Annotated in this window: 16 protein-coding genes and 1 pseudogene; 1 reads left to right on the forward strand and 16 read right to left on the reverse strand. The window is 51.1% G+C overall.

Annotated features, from left to right (window positions below):
- Positions 1 to 70: 70 nt before the first annotated feature.
- The 11 genes and pseudogenes from kdgD to KUC_RS01720 all read right to left on the reverse strand — a co-directional run bounded on the left by kdgD (position 71) and on the right by KUC_RS01720 (position 11,919).
- Positions 71 to 988: a 5-dehydro-4-deoxyglucarate dehydratase gene (gene kdgD / locus KUC_RS01675; RefSeq protein ID WP_007111332.1), complete on the reverse strand. Its 918-nt coding sequence runs from the start codon at positions 986 to 988 to the stop codon at positions 71 to 73.
- A gap of 326 nt (positions 989 to 1,314) precedes the next feature.
- Positions 1,315 to 2,640 (reverse strand): enolase C-terminal domain-like protein, encoded by a 1,326-nt coding sequence (locus KUC_RS01680; RefSeq protein ID WP_007111333.1) that lies wholly within the window; start codon positions 2,638 to 2,640, stop codon positions 1,315 to 1,317.
- Between the two features lie 55 nt (positions 2,641 to 2,695).
- Positions 2,696 to 4,258 carry a galactarate dehydratase gene (gene garD / locus KUC_RS01685; RefSeq protein ID WP_007111334.1) on the reverse strand — a complete coding sequence of 521 codons (1,563 nt, stop codon included), beginning with the start codon at positions 4,256 to 4,258 and terminating at the stop codon, positions 2,696 to 2,698.
- Positions 4,245 to 5,801, reverse strand: coding sequence for a tripartite tricarboxylate transporter permease (locus KUC_RS01690; RefSeq protein ID WP_050804799.1), 1,557 nt, complete (start codon positions 5,799 to 5,801; stop codon positions 4,245 to 4,247). The genes garD and KUC_RS01690 overlap by 14 nt, the downstream gene beginning before the upstream one ends.
- Positions 5,802 to 5,818: 17 nt before the next feature.
- A complete protein-coding gene (locus KUC_RS01695; RefSeq protein ID WP_040479201.1) occupies positions 5,819 to 6,262 on the reverse strand; it encodes a hypothetical protein in 444 nt (147 codons plus the stop codon).
- Positions 6,263 to 6,366: 104 nt separating this feature from the next.
- On the reverse strand, positions 6,367 to 7,422 hold the full coding sequence (locus KUC_RS01700) for a type 2 periplasmic-binding domain-containing protein (protein WP_007111337.1): 1,056 nt from the start codon (positions 7,420 to 7,422) through the stop codon (positions 6,367 to 6,369).
- Between the two features lie 346 nt (positions 7,423 to 7,768).
- Positions 7,769 to 8,530: a metallophosphoesterase gene (locus KUC_RS01705; RefSeq protein WP_007111338.1), complete on the reverse strand. Its 762-nt coding sequence runs from the start codon at positions 8,528 to 8,530 to the stop codon at positions 7,769 to 7,771.
- Positions 8,531 to 8,586: 56 nt separating this feature from the next.
- Positions 8,587 to 8,937: pseudogene (locus KUC_RS19840) on the reverse strand (thiamine pyrophosphate-dependent enzyme).
- The gene (locus KUC_RS19845; protein ID WP_007111341.1) at positions 8,888 to 9,274 is read right to left on the reverse strand and encodes a thiamine pyrophosphate-binding protein; all 387 of its coding nucleotides are present in this window, start codon (positions 9,272 to 9,274) and stop codon (positions 8,888 to 8,890) included. The pseudogene KUC_RS19840 and the gene KUC_RS19845 overlap by 50 nt, the downstream one beginning before the upstream one ends.
- Positions 9,275 to 10,070: 796 nt before the next feature.
- Positions 10,071 to 10,622 carry a spermidine N1-acetyltransferase gene (gene speG, locus KUC_RS01715; RefSeq protein WP_007111343.1) on the reverse strand — a complete coding sequence of 184 codons (552 nt, stop codon included), beginning with the start codon at positions 10,620 to 10,622 and terminating at the stop codon, positions 10,071 to 10,073.
- Between the two features lie 76 nt (positions 10,623 to 10,698).
- Entirely contained in the window at positions 10,699 to 11,919 is a 1,221-nt protein-coding gene (locus tag KUC_RS01720; RefSeq protein ID WP_007111344.1) for an NAD(P)/FAD-dependent oxidoreductase, read from the reverse strand.
- 114 nt (positions 11,920 to 12,033) lie between these two features.
- Here KUC_RS01720 and ltaE point away from each other — a divergent pair, with 114 nt between their 5' ends.
- The gene (gene ltaE / locus KUC_RS01725) at positions 12,034 to 13,041 is read left to right on the forward strand and encodes a low-specificity L-threonine aldolase (RefSeq protein ID WP_007111345.1); all 1,008 of its coding nucleotides are present in this window, start codon (positions 12,034 to 12,036) and stop codon (positions 13,039 to 13,041) included.
- Positions 13,042 to 13,044: 3 nt separating this feature from the next.
- Here the strand turns inward: ltaE and KUC_RS01730 are convergent, their stop codons facing one another.
- The 5 genes from KUC_RS01730 to KUC_RS01750 form a co-directional block, all read right to left on the reverse strand.
- On the reverse strand, positions 13,045 to 13,650 hold the full coding sequence (locus KUC_RS01730) for a LysE/ArgO family amino acid transporter (RefSeq protein ID WP_007111346.1): 606 nt from the start codon (positions 13,648 to 13,650) through the stop codon (positions 13,045 to 13,047).
- A gap of 154 nt (positions 13,651 to 13,804) precedes the next feature.
- Complete coding sequence (locus KUC_RS01735) at positions 13,805 to 14,689, reverse strand: ABC transporter substrate-binding protein (RefSeq protein ID WP_007111347.1); 885 nt, start codon at positions 14,687 to 14,689, stop codon at positions 13,805 to 13,807.
- A 63-nt stretch (positions 14,690 to 14,752) separates the two neighbouring features.
- On the reverse strand, positions 14,753 to 17,215 hold the full coding sequence (locus tag KUC_RS01740) for a TonB-dependent siderophore receptor (protein ID WP_007111348.1): 2,463 nt from the start codon (positions 17,213 to 17,215) through the stop codon (positions 14,753 to 14,755).
- Positions 17,216 to 17,309: 94 nt separating this feature from the next.
- Positions 17,310 to 18,314 (reverse strand): FecR domain-containing protein, encoded by a 1,005-nt coding sequence (locus KUC_RS01745; protein ID WP_244264718.1) that lies wholly within the window; start codon positions 18,312 to 18,314, stop codon positions 17,310 to 17,312.
- A 15-nt stretch (positions 18,315 to 18,329) separates the two neighbouring features.
- Positions 18,330 to 18,848 carry a sigma-70 family RNA polymerase sigma factor gene (locus tag KUC_RS01750; protein ID WP_007111350.1) on the reverse strand — a complete coding sequence of 173 codons (519 nt, stop codon included), beginning with the start codon at positions 18,846 to 18,848 and terminating at the stop codon, positions 18,330 to 18,332.
- Positions 18,849 to 18,911 lie beyond the last annotated feature (63 nt).

Here is an 18,911-nt window from a genome sequence, read left to right on the forward strand (position 1 = left end):
TGTGCGCATGTCTAACATCCTCTTATTATTGGCAATTGCTTACTAACTGTTAGTAATAGCTAGTAGTGGGTTAGTACTTCTTTGCTACATCGATAAGCGCTTCAAGCTGCTGGCACTCATCTTTAGTGGGCATAGCCAGCGGTGCGCGGACACTGCCTGCAGGTCGACCGACAATGTCAGCGCCTGCTTTGATGAGGCTCACTGCATAGCCTGCTTTTCGATCCCTGAGATCCACGAAAGGAATAAAAAAGTCATTGGTGATCTGCTTCACAACTTCTTTATTGCCTTTGCGTAACTCCTTGTAAAACGTTACCGCCATTTCCGGTACGAAGTTGAAAACGGCAGAAGAGTAAGTATTCACGCCAATGGAGACGTAAGCTTCAGCAAAAATTTCCGCCGTGGGCACGCCGCCGATATACACCAATCGGTCGCCAACAGTTTTGACGATCTTGTTGAGTGCTTGGATATCGCCTTTTCCATCTTTTAGCCCCACCAAGTTAGCGCAGTGGTCGGCGAGTTGCTGAACCGATGAGGCATTCAAAATGCCATTGCCACGGTTGTAATAAATCACGTTGATTGAAGTGGCATCACAAATTTGGCGTGCATACTCGACTAAGCCATCCTGTGGGCACTCTGTCAGGTAAGGTGGCATCAACAGAATGCCATCGGCGCCCGCCTCTTCAGCCGCTTTTGCAAAGGCTTTGCCTGTCTCTACGCTTAAGCCAGCACTGGCAATCACCGGCAAACGTCCGTCAATCACCTCGACCGCCACGCGAACAATTTCGCGATATTCCTCTAGAGAAAGACTGAAAAACTCCCCCGTTCCACCCGCGACAAAGACCGCGGAAATCTCGTGGCTAATGAACCACTCAAGCCGCTTGCGATAGCTCGCTTCATCAAAACGGCCCTGACTATCGAAGTCCGTGATGGGGAACGATAGCAAGCCATCGCCGATGGCATTGGTTACTGCTTCTCTTGAAAACGTCACGTTACGCCCTCTTTGTGAATGCGTTGACCATTGAGTGAGCAGACATCAGCCGGTCAACATCCTATGTAATACATCATACAACTAGAAAGATAAGTATCGGCGAAGCATGGCGCAAGTAGAACTATCAAAATTTAAACCAAAGTAGCAGACGCATGCCGGGCAGCAGCAACTAACTAAAGATCAAAGTGTATTGCTGTTGGCTCACGACCCTACCGTTAATTTCCTGGCCTGCTAATGGAAAATACGTGTTAGTAGCAGGCCAGTTTCCAACAGTGTGCTTTCAACACTTCCCAGCCCACCGAATCCATACAAGACCGAGGAGGGGGTCAGCGAACCAAAGCGGCCCTTTTCGGATCAAACTCCCAACCAGGAATCAGGAACTGCATGGCCATGGCATCATTTCGCTGCGTGGTATCAAGCGACCTATAGAGATTATGTGCCTCCATGAGTTTATCTTCATCCAACTCAACACCTAACCCTGGAGTCGTTGACACCTTTAGCTTGCCATCGCGGATAAGCAAAGGGTCTTTAGTGATTCTCTGTCCATCTTGCCAAATCCAGTGAGTATCAATCGCGGTGATGTCGCCTGGGCAGGCAGCGGCAACGTGGGTCATCATGGCGAGCGAAATATCGAAGTGGTTATTGCTATGAGAGCCCCAGGTCATGCCCCACTCGTTGCAAAGCTCACCCACTTTAACCGCACCTTGCATCGTCCAGAAATGACAATCTGCCAAAGGTATATCAACGGAATTGAGCTGGACGGCGTACTGCAGCTGTTTAAAATCTGTCGCAATCATATTGGTAGCCGTAGGCAGGCCAGTGCGCTTCTTAAACTCGGCCATCGTCTCACGCCCAGAGTAGCCCTCTTCTTGGCCACAGGGATCTTCGGCGTAGCTAAGCAGGTGTTTAATCGGCTCCAGAACTCGCACCGCTTCATCAAGCCTCCAGGCACCGTTGGGATCAAGCGTCAATCGAGCATCTGGGAACGCTTCATGGAGCGCGCGAATGCAATCGGCCTCCTCTTCCCCACGTAATACACCGCCCTTTAGCTTGAAGTCTTTAAACCCATAACGCTCATAGGCGGCTTTGGCTAAATTAGCCACGGCTTCGGGTGTCAGGGCTTCTTGGTAGCGTATTTCGTCCCAGGTGTCCTGAGGGTTCTGCGCTTGAGGATACGGTAGGTCTGTTTTGCCAGGGTCACCCAATAAAAACAGGTAGCCCAATGCCTCTACTTCATCACGCTGACGACCATACTGGCCGAGCAGGTCAGCTACGGGCAGTTGCAGTGCCTGCCCATAGAGGTCTAATAGCGCCGATTCAATCCCCGTGATGACATGCACCGCTACGCGCAAATCAAACGTTTGACGGCCCCGCTCTTCCCGTCCGTTCTGCGCCAATTGCAGCCGCACCTGATTAAGGGTGTGCTTAATATTATTGATCTGCGAGCCTTCTACTAACGCGCGGCACTGCTCCAGCCCCTTAAGAATGCCGCCACTGGAAGGAATCTCACCAACGCCTTGGTTACCGGCATCATCTTCAAGAATAACCACACAGCGAATAAACCAGGGTGCATGGCCGCCACTGAGGTTAAGCAAAAAGCCGTCGTAGCCTGCAACAGGAACTACTTTCATTGTTTTAATCTTCGGAAACATATGTCGTACACCTCTCTTATAATTGATCTAAATTGAGAAACTCTTTAGCAGGGAATCAAGTCACTGGCGCAGGATTAAACAATACTAAATCGTTATGAATACCTAGCCGATCGGCCGCGGCCTGTTGGCGCCCGCTGGCCACATCGAGAATCAGGAGAAAGAGCTCCCAGCCCACCTCTTCGATACTGGCATCGCCTGTGGCAATGCGCCCCGCATCTAGATCGATAATGTCGTGCCAGCGTTTGCCCAGCGTGGAGTTAGAGGAGACCTTGAGCACTGGCACCATGGCTAGGCCATATGGCGTCCCACGCCCCGTGGTAAACACCTGCAAGTTCATACCCGCAGCTAGCTGCAGAGTGCCGCAAATAAAATCGCTGGCTGGGGTGGCAGCGAAGGTCAACCCTTTGCGGCGCAGCCGTTCACCAGGGCCAATCACATCGACAATCGGTGAGTTGCCTGACTTAATCACTGACCCCAGCGCCTTCTCAACCACGTTGCTGAGCCCGCCTTTCTTGTTGCCTGGGGAGGGGTTGGCACTGCGATCCGCCTGTCCTTGAGACAGGTAGTCGTCATACCAAGCCATTTGCTCAATCAGCGCTCTCCCCACTTGCTCATCAATAGCTCTGGGCGTCAGCAGATGGATCGCGTCCCGTACCTCGGTAACCTCCGAGAACATGACGCTCCCACCCGCCCGCACGATCAAGTCGGTCGCAAAGCCCACCGCAGGATTCGCCGTTACCCCCGAAAAAGCATCGCTACCGCCACACTGCATACCGACGACGAGCTCTGAAGCCGGACAGGTTTCGCGTTGACGTCGATTGAGGCGCTCTAAGTGGCGTTCGGCCATGGCCAGGATACCCTCGACCATCTCGCCAAAGCCCTGGAAGGAGTCATCTTGAAGGCTTAGTACGTTGGCTTCAGGATCGGCGGCCTGGGTGTTTTCGTAAATTCTCACTGGCCGATCGGAAAGCAGAGTGGAGGGTTGCAGCTTCTCGCAGCCCAAGGCGATGATCATTATCTCGTTGCCAAAGTTAGGATTTAGGGCGATATTTTTAAGCGTCCGAATTGGCACAATAGCCGCAGGCGCATTGATCGCTACTCCACAACCGTAAGAGTGATTGAGCCCCACTACGTCGTCGACGTTTGAGAAACGCGGCAGCAGTTCGTGCTTGATCCGCTGCACTACGTAATCAACCGTACCGGCGACACACTGCACGCTGGTGGTGATACCCAGCACGTTTTTGGTACCCACACTGCCATCCGGATTGCGAAAGCCTTCAAAGGTGTACCCTTCTAGAGGTTCCACAGCAGTTATCTCACGCGTAGCCAACGGTAACTCATCCAGAGCAGGCGCCGTTGGAAGCTGCACATTCGTCTCGTTCACGTGACTGCCGCTGGCAATAGCCACCAATGTCGTACCTATGACCTCTCCATAGCGAACGACTTGATCGCCTTCAGCCATCTTTACCAGAGCCACCTTATGGCCCTGGGGAATAGCCATCGTAGTGGTGATACCGCCCTCGATAATGGTGCCTTCGGCAAGGCCACCCTGCTCAACCACAATGGCGACATTATCGTTGGGGTGTACGCGAATAACGCGGGAATTAGTTTGTGTCATGACCCTTTCCTGAGGCTGTGGGTGTACTGCCAGTCACCTGGGTCAGTTCCATTTTTTGCCTGGCGCGGGACTTGAAACCCATCACGATCGCGAACATGACCGAGGCTACAATCAACCCCCAAAGCACCACTGCGATGGGGCTTCGGGTGAAAAATATCGAGTAGGTACCGAACGATTCCAGGCTTTTAACGAAGTAGATCTCGGCCTGACTGCCTAAGATAAAACCAATGATCAGTGGGGCGACCTCTAGCCCAATTTTCTGCACTAGATAGCCTAGAATGCCAAAAATCAGCAACGTCCAGACATCGAACATAATCCCGTAGTTGATGGCATAAGCACCGACCACACACATCATCACAATGATGGGAAAGAGAATATGCTTGGGCACCATCACCACTTTGGCGATGTATTTAATGGCATAGAACATTAAGAAGAACATCACGATGTTGGCAAACACCAAGGCAGTCATCATGACGTACCATGTTTCGGTATTCTCAGGAATAAATAGCGGCCCTACCTGGATGCCCTGCAGAGTAAACGCACCAATCAGAACAGCCGTGGTTGAGTCACCAGGAATCCCCAGCGATAACAGTGGAATGAGTGCACCACCGGTCAACGCATTGTTGGCTGACTCCGAGGCTATAAGTCCCTGCGGCGCCCCTTTGCCCATTTGCGACGAATCCCGCGTTAAGTTTTTCTCTTGGGTATAAGCCAACACAGAGGCTGCGCTACCGCCGACCCCAGGTAGCATGCCCACAAAGGTACCGATAAAAGACGAGCGCACCAGATTAGTCAGGCGCCCATTAAAGACCGAAAGCGAAAAGCCTCCTCCCCTGCTGATCTTGATGCGTTCGTTGACCAACCCGCTCTTAGCTCCCTTTTCCGCCTCAAGCAGGATCGTGGAAATACCAAAGATGCCGATCAGCACCGGCAACAGCGAAAACCCTTCAAATAAGTAGGGTTCCATGAAATCAAACATCAGCCGGGTCTTGCCGTTACCGCCATCCGAGATGCTGTAGTCCCCAATCAGGCTCAGCCAGATGCCGATAACTCCGCTAAAGATGCCAATCAGCATGCTGCTGGACAGCGAGGCAATGACACTCAGCGCTAACAAAATGATCAAAAACTTCTCCACGTAGGAGAACTTTATTGAGAAGTCTGCCAACAGAGGCGCAAATAAGAAGAGCACTGCGGCGCTGATAAGCCCCCCAACAACGGATGCGACAACACATATTTTCAGCGCTTTCTCACCCTCACCTTTTTGAGCCATGGGGTAGCCATCAAAGGTGGTGGTGATTGACGACGGCGTGCCAGGAATATTGAGTAGCACCGCCGGAACCATCCCACCCGAGATGCCTCCCACATAAAGGCCAAGCAGCAGCGCTAAGCCGTGGTGCAACCCAAGGGCATAGGTCAGCGGCAGACAAACAGCCACTGCCATGGTAGCGGTCATGCCAGGAATAGCGCCGAAGATGATACCGATCAGGGCACCGAGCCCGGCGAGTAAAAAAAACGTTATGTCGAGAAGGAAGAGAAAATCCATGCTGGCACTCGCTTCGGTCACGGTAAGGTAATAGTGAACAGCTTGGCGAGAACGAACCAGGCCAGACTAGGGGCAACGATGGCATTGACCACCACAATGGTGATGGCCTTTTTCGTCCAGTCATGCAAATAGAGCAGTGACATTAGGAGCACGAAAGCCATCGAAACCATTAGGAAGCCATAGCCCGTGTAGGGGAATATATCTCCCACCACTGCCATAAAATAAAAATACGCCACGATTAAGACGAGGGTTCCGAAGAAACGGAAGTTATCCCTGGCCTCACCTACGATGGGTATCGTACGTTCCCCCCGCTTCACAGCCACCATGAAGGGAGCGACCTTCGTCACCAAAATCAAGGCTAATAGTCCCGCCATGATCCAGTGGATGATCCTCGGGAAGAACAGATGGGAGGTCTCGAAATCGATTGAAATACTAAGCAGACTTAAAAGACCTGATTCCATAACGGCTCCGGGCATAAGCAGCAGGGTATTCTGCTTATCATTGTTCTATAGCGGCTCACAAAGAGGCGAGACACCCGCCGCAAATGCAGCAGGTGCCCTACCATTTACTTGATGTTGTTAATAATTTCTTCGTAGCGAACCATTTTATCGGCGAGATACGTCGAAGCTTCATCGGAGGGTTTAAAGTCGGGGATAAAGAAGGCACTCTTCTGAATTTCTTGTATCTCACCTTCCTCATAGATCTCCGCTAGCGCCTCATCGATTTGCTCCACAATCGCCGGATCCATGTCTTTGTTGTAGAGGAAGAAAAACTCTTTATCGAAGGTGAAGTTCTCGTCATTCCCCATGGTGACGTTCACATTGGGTTCCACATACTCTAGTAGCTGTTCGCGGGTGGTTTGACCGAGCCCCTCTTCTGGTGCCTGTTCAATGGTGTCTTGGCGCGCTGTCAACCAAACAAAACGCATCGCTTTTTGATCATCTTCAGGCAAGCGAGTGTACTGTTCGTTGGCCTGCACGGAACCATTAATCACATCAGCCTGGCCGTCGAAGAGCTGCTGGTTTTTGTCGGACTGTGAGCCGGTGTTAACAGCGACTAGGTTATCTTCCTGCCCAGGATGCTCGATGGCGATGGCATTCTTCAAAGCACTAAAACCAATCTCGGAGACGCCGCCCGGCTGGATAGCGACACGAACGGTCTCGCCACTGCCTACTGCAGCAATAATGTCGTCAAGTGTTTCGTAGGGTGAATCTTTAGGCACTAAATAGGCATTGCCCGGATTAATGGCTATTGTCGGTCCAACGGTATATTTCTCAAAAATATTGTCATAGCCTTCCACGCCATACAGGTAACCAAGATAAGACTGATCGTGGAAAATCATCAGCGTATTGCCGCGAGAATCACGATCAAGGGTACGGAAAGCAGAGCTCGCGCCAACCGCATCCACTTTCATATTGAGGCCCAGCTTTTCGGCTAGTTGATCCACCACAATGCTAGAGTTTTGATACGTGTCACCACCGGTCGACGTTGAGCCAATGACGACCCGGATATTGCCGCGCAAAGGGCCATCTTGAGCCATGGCCACGCCAGAGCTGATGCTCAATGCCGCCATCAGCGCTGCTGAACCGACACTTGTCATTAATTTATTGGAAACGATCATGCATTCACCTCTTTCGCTCGTTGTTAAGTTGTTATAGCTCAGTGGTTTAATGAATAAATGGCTTAACGAGTTGGTGCTGTATTACGACTAAACGCTATCAAGCAGCTTTTTAAGCTCCTCATTCCCTCTGTATAAATGTATTGACCATTGGGGTAGCAGACACCATCGGCGACACGAATAATCAAATACTATGTAATACATCATACAACAATGAAGATATGTAGCAGATCGGAATGGTGCAAGCAGAACCAGAAGAATTTAAACCAAAGTAGCAGGCCCAAAATTGCTATTAATAACGTTTAAATGACGTAAAGAGGACGCCATGTTTTTGAAAAAAAAGCTATTGTTACACCTCAACCACCCAATCTGGCTTAAACAGCGGAAGATTGAATTCATAGGGGTAACCGCCGGGGTTGGCGATGATACGGGTGCCGTTGCGCAGAATATCCACGGGCTCGTGAACATGCCCGTGCACCCATATATTCATCTTGCCCATTAAATGGGGCAAATGGGAGGCAAACGCGGGGGATAACGCGTCGCCCAGGTATTGGCCAGGAATACAGTCGTGCAGCGGAGCATGATGACTAACCACCACCTTAGGGCCATCAAACGGCTGGGAAAGCTCGTTTTCAAGCCAAGCGAGTGCTTCAGCGTGCACTTGCTGGCTCGCCTGTGGTGTAAACGTAACGCCAGGCGAGGTTTGAACGATTTTAAAGTCGGGCATGTAGCGCAGCGCCTTAGACTCAGTATCGGCGGGGTTTTGGGTCGGGTCACCGGCGTACAGCGCAAAGTCAGTCCATAGCGTAGTGCCGTAGAAGCGCACGCCATTGAGGGTCACGGCACGATTATCCAAAAGCTCAATGTCGAGCCGCTCGGCTTCGAGCGCCAGCTCATCACGTAGCAGCGGCATGCAGGTACCGTAGAATTCATGGTTGCCTGGCACATAGATAATCGGCGTGCTCGGAAAGCGGTGACGCGCCCAGGCAAGGCCTTCGCACTTTCGGTGTATATCTCCCGCTAGAACTAATACATCGGCATCCCTCTCAGGCAGCTCGCGGTTACCGTCGAAAAACTCCAGGTGCAGGTCAGACAAAATACGCAGACGCATAGGACTCCTCGTAGAGACATTACTAAACCGCGATCTAATCAAACCCCGTCGCAGCGTCAACCCAAGCAGGGGCCGGGGAAGGCCAGCCAGTCGTCAATAGCATCTTCAAGCCGATCTTCGCGCTCCACGCGCTTTCCCCATAACCCCATGGCTTGTGCCACACAGCCAAGATCAGGATTTTCCAACTTCGTGTAAGTATCCAGTAACCCTTCTACTTTCTGTTCCAACTCTACAAAACTCAATGGGCTATTTTTATACACCATGATTTTAAGCGGAATGCGCCGCTACACCAGAGTGAGTAAGTCGCCCATTAACATGGTAAGGCCACCGTCGCCGCACATAGCAATGACCTGGCGTTTAGGATAAGCCAGTTGAATTCCCATTGCCTGGGGATAGGCGTTCGCCATGGTGCAAACTTGCTAAGGTACGCCGCTGCCCCAGAGAGCGAATGTGTCGCAACATCCATACGTTCACACTGCCTGTGTCAGCAGTAAAAATGGTGATATTGCCGCCCTTATTAAGCTGATGTACGGCGGGCACCAACGCTAACCCCTGGGTGAGGTAAGCTTCTCCTCCAGCCGCAAACCCACCGACTTCCTCATGTCGAACGCCTATCCACTCTGGGTCACTTTGTCGCAGGGCATCCGTGAAGTGGTTCAGCGTATCTCCCACCACTTCATAACAGCGCTTTGCGCCAGCGTTCTGGAGAGTTTCTACCATAATTTCAGCAACATTCGTGCTCATTAGCGATTCCTTTCGCAAGCGCGTAAAAAGTGATTAGTCACCCTGTAGCCTAGCTGGTTAATGCCAAGAGTGCGCTCCAATCGCCCCCAAACCGCGACGCCTCACCACAATTATGCTGCACTGCAACAAAAATAGACTACAATGATAATGTAGTCCCAATAGGAGGACCGCATAATGACTTGTTTAATTCCCCCCCCTGCACACGATAATGAAGTTCTAGAGTTCTGGAGCTTGAATGCTCAGTGGCATCGTGCCGCAGCTGAAGCGCTGAAAGCCTACCTAGGCTAAATCAGGTGCTTTTCTACCCTCAAGACCAAAAACAAATCACCGAAGCCGGAATATTTTCCGGCTTTTTATGCTTATGAAAACCTTTTCCATTCAAAGACCTAATATTGTTCTACAGGCATATGTAAGCCATAGCTTACAAAAAATGGCAAATCACCTACATCGTTAGTACTAGCCCTGGCCGTCGAAAGCTCTTAATATCTCACAACAGCTAAATTGCTGCTTTGCACAACACAGGCTGTGTAAAATATAAGCTTTTACAACATTAGTATTTTAAACAGGTCTCAACGAATACCCTGACCCCCTGAAAGAGGAGTAGATGCCATGCAACACTTAGTCACCCCAACACAAGCGTTGGAAGTAGATGTTATGGAAGTATGGGCGCAGCGTGCACGCCAGCAGCGTGCGGCACTTGACGCTATCAAGGCTTACCTGAGTTAAGCATAGAACCGGCTTGCTGTTTCTGTCCTATCCAACGCCTCGTCTCACCGAGGCGTTTTTTTAGTTAGTTTTACAGCCAGTTGGTTTCGGGGGCTTCGGTGGTGTCTAACTGGCCAAGATAGGTGTCTTGCAAGATATACATCCGCTTTACATCGCGGTATTTACCATTGATAAAGAACTCCTGCACCAAATGGCCCTCTTCAATAAAACGACTCTCCTCGTAAAGATGAATCGCTTTGACATTCTCTACCGCCACAATGAGGTATACCTTATGCAGGTTTAGGATTGTGAACGAATAGTGCAGCGCTTGGCGGATTAAGGAGCGGGCAAATCCTTTACCTTGGTGATCTGGGGTAATAATGATTTGAAACTCGGCACTGCGATGGATGTAGTCGATCTCAATCAGTTCTACCAGACCAATCGCATTACCATGGCTATCTTCGGCGACAAAGCGCCGTTCGGCGTTGTCATGGATATGTTTGTTATACAGTTCCTCCAGCTCATCAAATGACTCGTAAGGCTCTTCAAACCAGTACGACATAATGCTCTGGTTATTGTTTAGTTCATGAACAAAGCGCAAGTCGTTGCGCTCCAATGCACGCAAATAAAGTTGGTGGCCCATTACCCGCTATCCTTATGAATATCCGTTAAGATATACGCGTTTTAAGCTTGTCCGCTACCCAATTCTTACATTTAGGTTAGGACATTTTGGCCAGGCGTCTAAATGAAAACAGCTCAGCCAAGGGGTGCTCTCTCCCCTCAATAAGCGCTCGCAGCAGTTTGGCGCCTATCATGCTATAGCTGATCCCGTTGCCGCCATAGGCCATAGCAAAATGTACGCGTGGGCTCTGAGCTTCATAAGGGCCGAAAAAAGGCAATCCATCGCTGGTTTCAGCAAAGGTGCCGCCCCAGGAGAAGGTAGGGTTGATATCGAGTTTAGGCCACAGCGCCTCTACCTTGCGTGCCAGCCCTTCGGCTTTCTCCTCTACCCGAGCGTCGCGGCGCTTGGGAATATCTTCATCGTCATCGTCGCCACCCACGAGAAGGCGTCTATCGCGGGTAGTACGCATATAAAGGTAAGGCCGCGCTGACTCCCACACCATGGTGCTGCGAAGCTTACCTAGGGATTCTGGCGGTAACGGGTCAGTGATAAGCGCATAACTACTGCGATTGAATGCCACCGGTTCGGGCAGCCAAGTTTGCGACTCATACCCTGCGGCCATCACCACATACTGGCAACGTAGCTTGGCACCATTGGCTAGCGTGAGCGTGACGCCCTGATCGTCCGGCGTCATCGCCTTCATTTGCGTGCGGTCATATACTTCTCCCCCACGTTCGACAACTCTGGAAAACAGCTGATAAGCCATGCGATAAGGGTCAATAGTGGCGGCTAGCTGAGTAAGAATAGCGCCAGGTGCCTCAAAACCGTACTCCGCCAAAATAGCCTCGTGCTCAAGCCATTCGGCTTCAAACCCGTGTTTTTGGCGCAGTGCTAACTCCTCCTTAAGCGGCGCGACATCCTCTTCGCTACTGGCGTAGTAAAGGCTTTGCTGACGCTCAAAATCCACATCACCCATGCTGGCTGCTAAGGTTTCAAGCTCGCCGATGGCATCTGCGCAAGCACGGTAGGCGAGTACTGCATCAGCCTCCCCGTAGCGCTTAGCCAAGTCGGTCATATGGGTATCAATTTCGTATTGCAACAAAGCCGTGCTAGCGGCTGAGCTTCCCCAGCCCACATCCCTCCGTTCAAGCACTACCACATGATGGTCATGCTTGCTTAGTTCATCAGCAATCAACGCACCCGTGATGCCGCCACCGATCACAACAACCTCGCATTGGTGATCACGAGTCAGTTGAGGAAAAGTTTTCAACAGACCATTTTTGACCGCCCAAAAGGGATAACCACTTTTCAGATCCATCTGTTTGCCTTTGTTTGAGAGACTTGCAGTATGCTGTTAACCATAGATGGTTCCCCAGAACTTGCTTGAGAAAACGCTTCTGAGTGACTGCCCCACACAATAAAGGAGATGTGCATGATTGATTTACGCAGTGATACGGTGACCCGTCCGACCTCTGCAATGAAAGACGCCATGATGGCCGCCCCGGTTGGCGATGATGTGTGGGGCGATGATCCAACGGTCAACGCGTTTCAAAACAATTTAGCCGAGCAGGCAGGTAAACAAGCGGCGCTGCTGTTTCCTAGCGGCACGCAAAGTAACTTAGTGGCGCTAATGGCCCACTGCGAGCGTGGCGATGAGTACATCGTTGGGCAGTCGGCCCATACCTATCGTTATGAAGGCGGTGGCGCGGCGGTGTTAGGCAGCATTCAGCCACAACCTATTGAAAACGCCGCCGATGGCAGCTTGCCGCTGGAGAAAATCAGCGCTGCGATTAAAGCCGTTGATTTTCACTTTGCGCGCACCAAGTTGTTGGCACTGGAGAACACCATTGGCGGCAAAGTCCTGCCCGCAGACTACGTATTGAAAGCCACCGAACTGGCCCGGGAACGGGGATTGGCAACGCACTTGGACGGCGCGCGGCTATTCAATGCCGCTGTTGCTACCGACACCTCACTCAAGCAACTGTGCCTGCCGTTTGACAGCGTGTCGCTATGCTTTTCAAAAGGCATGGGCTCGCCTATTGGCTCGGCCCTGGTGGGCTCTCAAGCATTGATCGACCGTGCACGACGCTGGCGTAAAGTGGTGGGTGGCGGCATGCGCCAATCCGGTATTATCGCCGCCGCCTGCCAGTATGCGTTGGACCATCACGTGGCGGACTTAGCCGACGATCACCGTCGTGCAGCGCGACTGGCAGAAGGCTTGGCTAAGTTGCCCGGTGTCGAGATCACCTCTCAAGCAACCAACATGGTATTTGCCCACTTCCCCGACGAACATATTCAGCCCCTCTCTTCATGGCTCAAAGAGCACGGCATTTTGATCGAGCTACTCTACGCCACGCGTTTTGTTACCCATCGCGATATTAATGATGCGGATATCGACAAGGTTATCGCGGTGATGGAAGCCTACTTTAGTCGCCACTGACGACTAGCTGGCACTGAGCGCGAGATGCACAGCGATGCCGGCCATCATCAAACCAATCAAGCCGTCGATAATGCGCCACGCGATGGGCTTCGAGAGCCAAGGTGATAGCGCAGCACCGCCCCAGGCCAGCAGGCTAAACCACAGTATGGAAGCAGTAGAGGCCCCCGCCACGAACACACCGGCGCTCTCCTGCTGAGCGCCAACGGCGGGTATCAGCAGCAGCGTGTCCAGGTACACCTGTGGGTTGAGTATGGTGACCGCAAGGGTGGCGAAAATCACTTTGCTTAAACTGCGCGCTTTGCCCGCTTCCGCACTTAGCCCCTGCCGACCGCTGAAGGCCCTAAACAACGCCTGGGCCGCCAGCCAGCTTAAAAACACCACGCCCACCCAACGCATGACTTCCAACGCGCTGGGCATCGTCAGCAGAAAAGCACTCACCCCAAACATACCCGCCGTAAGCAGGATAATATCCGCGCTCATGCAAAGCCCCGCCGACCACCAGTGGTACTCCCGGCGAATCGCCAAGCCTAATATGTAGGCGTTCTGCGCCCCAATCGCCATGATAATACCGCCACACACCACCAGACCGGTGATATAACTCTCCCACATTGCCCAGCTCCCAGTGCCAGAATAAGCGTCGTGTTGATCAAACGTGGCACTAAGGTAACGGGCAGTGTGGATAACTAAAAATCCTCCTACTAATGGGGTATTAGTTTTTCTTATTCTGAAACCATTTATCAATGTCGTAAAAGCGCATTTCGTATCAGCGTTGCGATGAAGCAGTGGGTTGAGGCTCAGCCGGTGTTTCCAGTGCCTCAACAAGTGACTCGGCGAAGCGGAGGGCGGAGGGAAGAGCCCCTATTGGCCAATAATTAGCTGGTAGGTAGCTAATTTTTTCTTCTCGTTGACTAATTAGTATTTGCCAGATAGCACTGCTCTCCAAGCGTTCGCCAATCCTCTCTTGATAAGCAGGACTCTCAATGATAACTAAATGTCCTTCTGATCTAGCTAACACATCAATAGTTACGACTGAAAGCCCGATGTCACTCGTGGGCTGATCCCAAGCGTTAGTTAACCCCAGTTGATCAATAACGCCTTGTAATAAACTGTTCTTCCCATAAACCCAGGCATGGCGGTCATCTCTGAATTGAGCAATAATAATTGGAGTTTCATTTTCATCTACCTTACCCCTCATTATAGCTATTTTTCTGTTTGCCTGAGTCGTCGCATTTAAGGCTTCTGTGTGTAAATTGAGTTGTTCCGCAATCTCAAACGTAAAATCGATAGTTGATTGCCATGGATCATTCTCAAGAGGGTAAAGAGAAATATTCATCGTGGGTGCTAGCGATGATATATGCTGCATTAAAATCGGATTACCTCCCACAATAAGTGTTGGATTATAGTCTGCAATTAGCTCTAGGTTTGGCATAGGTTTTAAACCAACTTCAATGGCATCTCCTATTATAACCTCGTTTCCAGTCCAGGCTTGATAGTTTCTGAGCTGAGCAATTGCTATAGGCGTCACGCCCAGCATATCAAGAGTTTCAGCGACAGCCCAGTCAGAGGCAACAACTGATGGCTTTTCATAACTTAATGCGAATTCTGAAAAAAAATAAAAAACAAATATAAATATGATTTTTTCTACCATAATATTCTTAAAACTCGAAATATTAACTAAAAAGCCCCGAAATTAAATTTCCGGGGCTTCGCTTTACCAAGCGTAAGATATCGTTCCTATAACATTCCTTCCAACACCGTACTTACATGAGTCTCCGAAATACCCACAGTCACTTATATACTCTTTGTCGGTGACGTTGTTTGCGTTAATCTGCACATGCCAGCCATCAAAGCTAGCATCGACTCGTGAAAAGTCATAGTTCAATGATGCGTCAAAAAGTGTCGTAGAGGGAAGTGAGTTTTCATTAGCGCTATCATAGTAACTAGAGCCTATATAGCGCACTCCAGCACCAAGCCCTAAGCCGTTTAAAATGCCGTCGTTGAACTGATAATTAGCCCATAAGTTTGCCATATTTTCAGGCGTTCCTGTTGGTCTTTTTCCTAGATCATCTTCGTTGCTTTCAGTGACTTCTTGATCGAGATAGGTATAGCTGGCTACGAGGTCAACGCCAACGGGTAGACTCGCTCTTGCCTCAAGCTCAAGACCTCTGGAGCGCCATTCGCCTGTCTGCTGATTAAAGCCAGGATTATCTAAGTCAGCCGTTGTAACATTCTGGCGAGTAAGGTCAAAAATTGAACCTGTAATAGAAAAATTGCCATCGTTAGAGAGATATTTTATACCAGTCTCATATTGCTGGGCTGTTTCTGGCTCGAAAGTCACACCATCAGCACCTTGGCCTACAATTGGCAAGAATGATGTAGAGTAACTAATGTAGGGTGTTAGACCATTTTCTGCGATGTAAGCAAGCCCTGCTCGATATGTAAACTCGTTGTCGTTTGCTTTATTTTCAGTATTTTCGACTCGATCACGATTAGTTTGACTGCTCCAATCATGACGACCAGCAAGCGTCACAGCCCAACGATCATTAATTTTTATTTGATCTTGCAGATATACACCTGTTTGCTCTAGCTCTTGTGAAGCGCTAGCTGAGGCTGACTTTTCTGGAGCGTCCGTTCCATAAACAGGATTAAATATATCCAAAGAATTAAGGCCCTGGACTGAGTAGTAAGTAAGGTCGTTATTGGCTCTTTGCCAGTCCACACCTACTAATATTTTCTGATCAAATCCTTGAGACCCGACATCAAATTGTATTTGGCTATCAGTTGTAATAGCGTCAATTTTTTCATCGCGTGCTAGCCCAAACCGGGGAATCGTGCGTAGGTCATCCATTATTTGACCAGCATAAATGTTTGTAATATCTGTTTCTGCTTCTCTATAACGTGTGTTTTGTCGAATTGTTACTATGTCGTTAAGCTCATGCTCAAATAAGCTAGCTACCGAAAAATAATTTTGTTCGAAGTTGTCAGTATCAGGCTCACCGACATAACGTGAACGTGGAATTTGACCATTAGGGTTGCTGTCTAGTGTGCCAAGCCTAGGAAGTACGATATAAGAACCAATCGTATCAATTTCTTTATATTCAGCTAGTAGAGTGAGAGATGTTTTATCATTTGGTGTCCAAGAGAGACTAGGTGCGAGATAAGTGCGATCATTTTTTGTATAGTCGATCTCTGCATTCGCATCTCTTAGCAAACCAACAAAACGATATTTTAAATTTCCCTGTTCATCTAATGGACCGCTTACATCAGTATTGACCTGATGGTAGTCGTTACTACCTGCAGATACTCGTACTTCACCTTGAGGGGCGTCGGTGGGTTTTTTACTGACTAGATTGACAATCCCGCCAGGGCCGCCTTGTCCATAAAGAACTGAGGATGGCCCCTTCAAGACTTCAATACGTTCTAGCCCATAGGGCTCTGAGACGGTTCGACCCTGGTTATTAAACCCTGTTAGCCTTAAACCATCGTGAAAAAAGTACTCTGTTCCGCCAAAACCACGTATGGAGATAAAGTCACGTCGAGGATCTAGTCCATTAGAGTGGCCAATAACGCCCGCTGTATAGCTCAGCGTATCTCCGATTGATTGCGCGCCCCGTGCTTCGACTTCATCTCGAGTAATAACAGATATTGATTGCGGTACTTCGTTAAGAGGTGTATCGGTTTTAGTGCCTGTCGCGCTGCGCGTTGCCACGTAGCCATCTACTGGCCCTGTGGCCGTCTCACGCATCCAATCCGCTTCCACACGCACCGTCGACAGCTCTACATCCGTGGGCCGCTCTTCCAACTGATAACTACCATCGCCACGGCGCACTGCGCGCAAGCCGGTGCCAGCCAACAGGCGCTGCAAGCCGTCATTTACTCCATATTGACCCTGAATTCCGCTGGTTTGTTTACCAGCGGTCAAGGTAGCATCGAAGGCAATCTCAATACCTGCACTCACCGCAAAGCGATTAAGGGCGGTGTCGAGGCGCCCTGCTTCGATTGAATAGGTTTGCTGGGCGGCGACGCCCTGCCCTGTGGCTTGTTGGGCAAGCGCCGTGGCGGGCAATCCGCCTGCCAGGGCGCTTGCCAGCAGGCTGTATTTAATAACTTGCGGAATGGCTCGCGCCAGAGGCGTACGGATAAAAAAGTGAGAGTGCGCTTGCTGCGTCGTCATGAAGATCCCCGTTGAGTGATGCATTTTTTATGTCTACATCACCTCTTCCGAACGAGAACGAGAATCCCTCAATATTTTGCAGACAATTTTTCTTTTAACTTTTATCATCACGGCGAGACTTCACGGTCACCCATAGCGGCGTGCGGTAAACCACTTCCAGCGACAAGGCATCGGCCAGGCTGGCCAGGGCGCGGTCGGTGTCTTGCAGCGAGAACACGCCGCTTACCCGCCGGTTGGCCACCTCAGGCGCGCAGCGCACCACCCCATGGCGATAGCGAGCCAACACCTCGACCACCTCGATAACCCGCATGCTCTCAGCCACTAACCGCCCCTGAAAGCGGGCGATTTCGGTAGGGTCGAGCGGCTCCGGTGGCATCACCCGACTTGCACTCATCTCGGCCTGCTGGCCAGCATCCAGCGTTGTCCGTTCGTCGCTTCCCCGCCGCTCCAGAGCCACCCGCCCCTCGTAAACCGCCACGTGGGTGCTGCCTGCCTGTTGTTGCACGCTGAAGCGGGTGCCCAGCGGATAGGAAAGTCCCTCACGCGTCAACACGCTGAATACACGGGCATCTGTGGTTTTGGCCGTGGTAATCAGCACGCCACCACGCACAAGGTGAATGCGCCGTTGATCAGCGTCGAAGCTGATATTGATGGCGGTATCAGTATCCAGGTGCAGTTGGGTGCCGTCGCTCAACGTCACATCGCGCATCTCGCCAATGCCGGTCGCGTAGTCGGCGAACTGACGCTGCCATTGAGGCGTACGCGGCAGACCAAACCCCAGGCCGCCCGCGAGCAGTGCAACGCCGCCCCATTGGACCAAATGACGCCTGGAGAGCGGCGAGGAAACCTCGAATAACTCACTGCGGGCCGCATGGCTCGGCAGTGTTCCCAGACGACCATCGATTGCCTGCAACTGCTGCCAAGCACGCTCGTGTTCCGGAGCGGCTTGGCGCCATTGCAAGCAAGCATCGCGCTGGTCGTCGGTGGCGTCGTCGCTCCATAGCCGTGCCATCCACAGGCTGGCTTGCTCCAAAACGGCGGGATCTATGGTTTCTCGAGAAGGAAGCTCTTTGGATACATCGGTGGACGGGCGGCTCATGGCATTCACTTACGATTAAGGTTCATGCATGGCGTGATGGCATACCAGCAGCGCCTTGGCGATGTACTTTTCGACCGAGGAGACCGAAACGCCCAAGGTGTCGGCAATTTGTTGATAGCTCTGCCCATCTAGGCGGCACATTAAAAAGGCTCGGCGTGGCTTTTCAGACAGCCCATGCAGAAGTACATCGATCTCGACCAATGCCTCGATAGTGATCGCTTGCTCCTCTGGAGAAGGCGATAACGTCTCCGGGAGCTGGCTGAGAGTTTCCAGATAGGCGGTTTCGATCCGCCGACGGCGGTAATGATCGACCATCAGGCCTTTGGCGATCTGGGTCAGAAAACGCCGCGACTGATCCGGCGCTGGCGTGGTGCCCCTCGCCAGTATGCGTAGGTAGGTATCGTGAGCAAGATCCGCAGCGGTATGGGAACAGCCCAGCTTGGCGCTCAACCAGCGCCGCAGCCAACTGTGATGATTGTGATAGAGCGCGTCGAAAGGAGCCTCGCGCCTAGCCTGCTGCTTTATCGATACCATCGCCCGTTGCCATTGATTGCCTGTGAAAAATGCCCCTCAAAAAGAGAGGGCAAAACCAGACGC

Source organism: Vreelandella boliviensis LC1 (assembly GCF_000236035.1).
Classification (GTDB): Bacteria; Pseudomonadota; Gammaproteobacteria; order Pseudomonadales; family Halomonadaceae; genus Vreelandella; species Vreelandella boliviensis.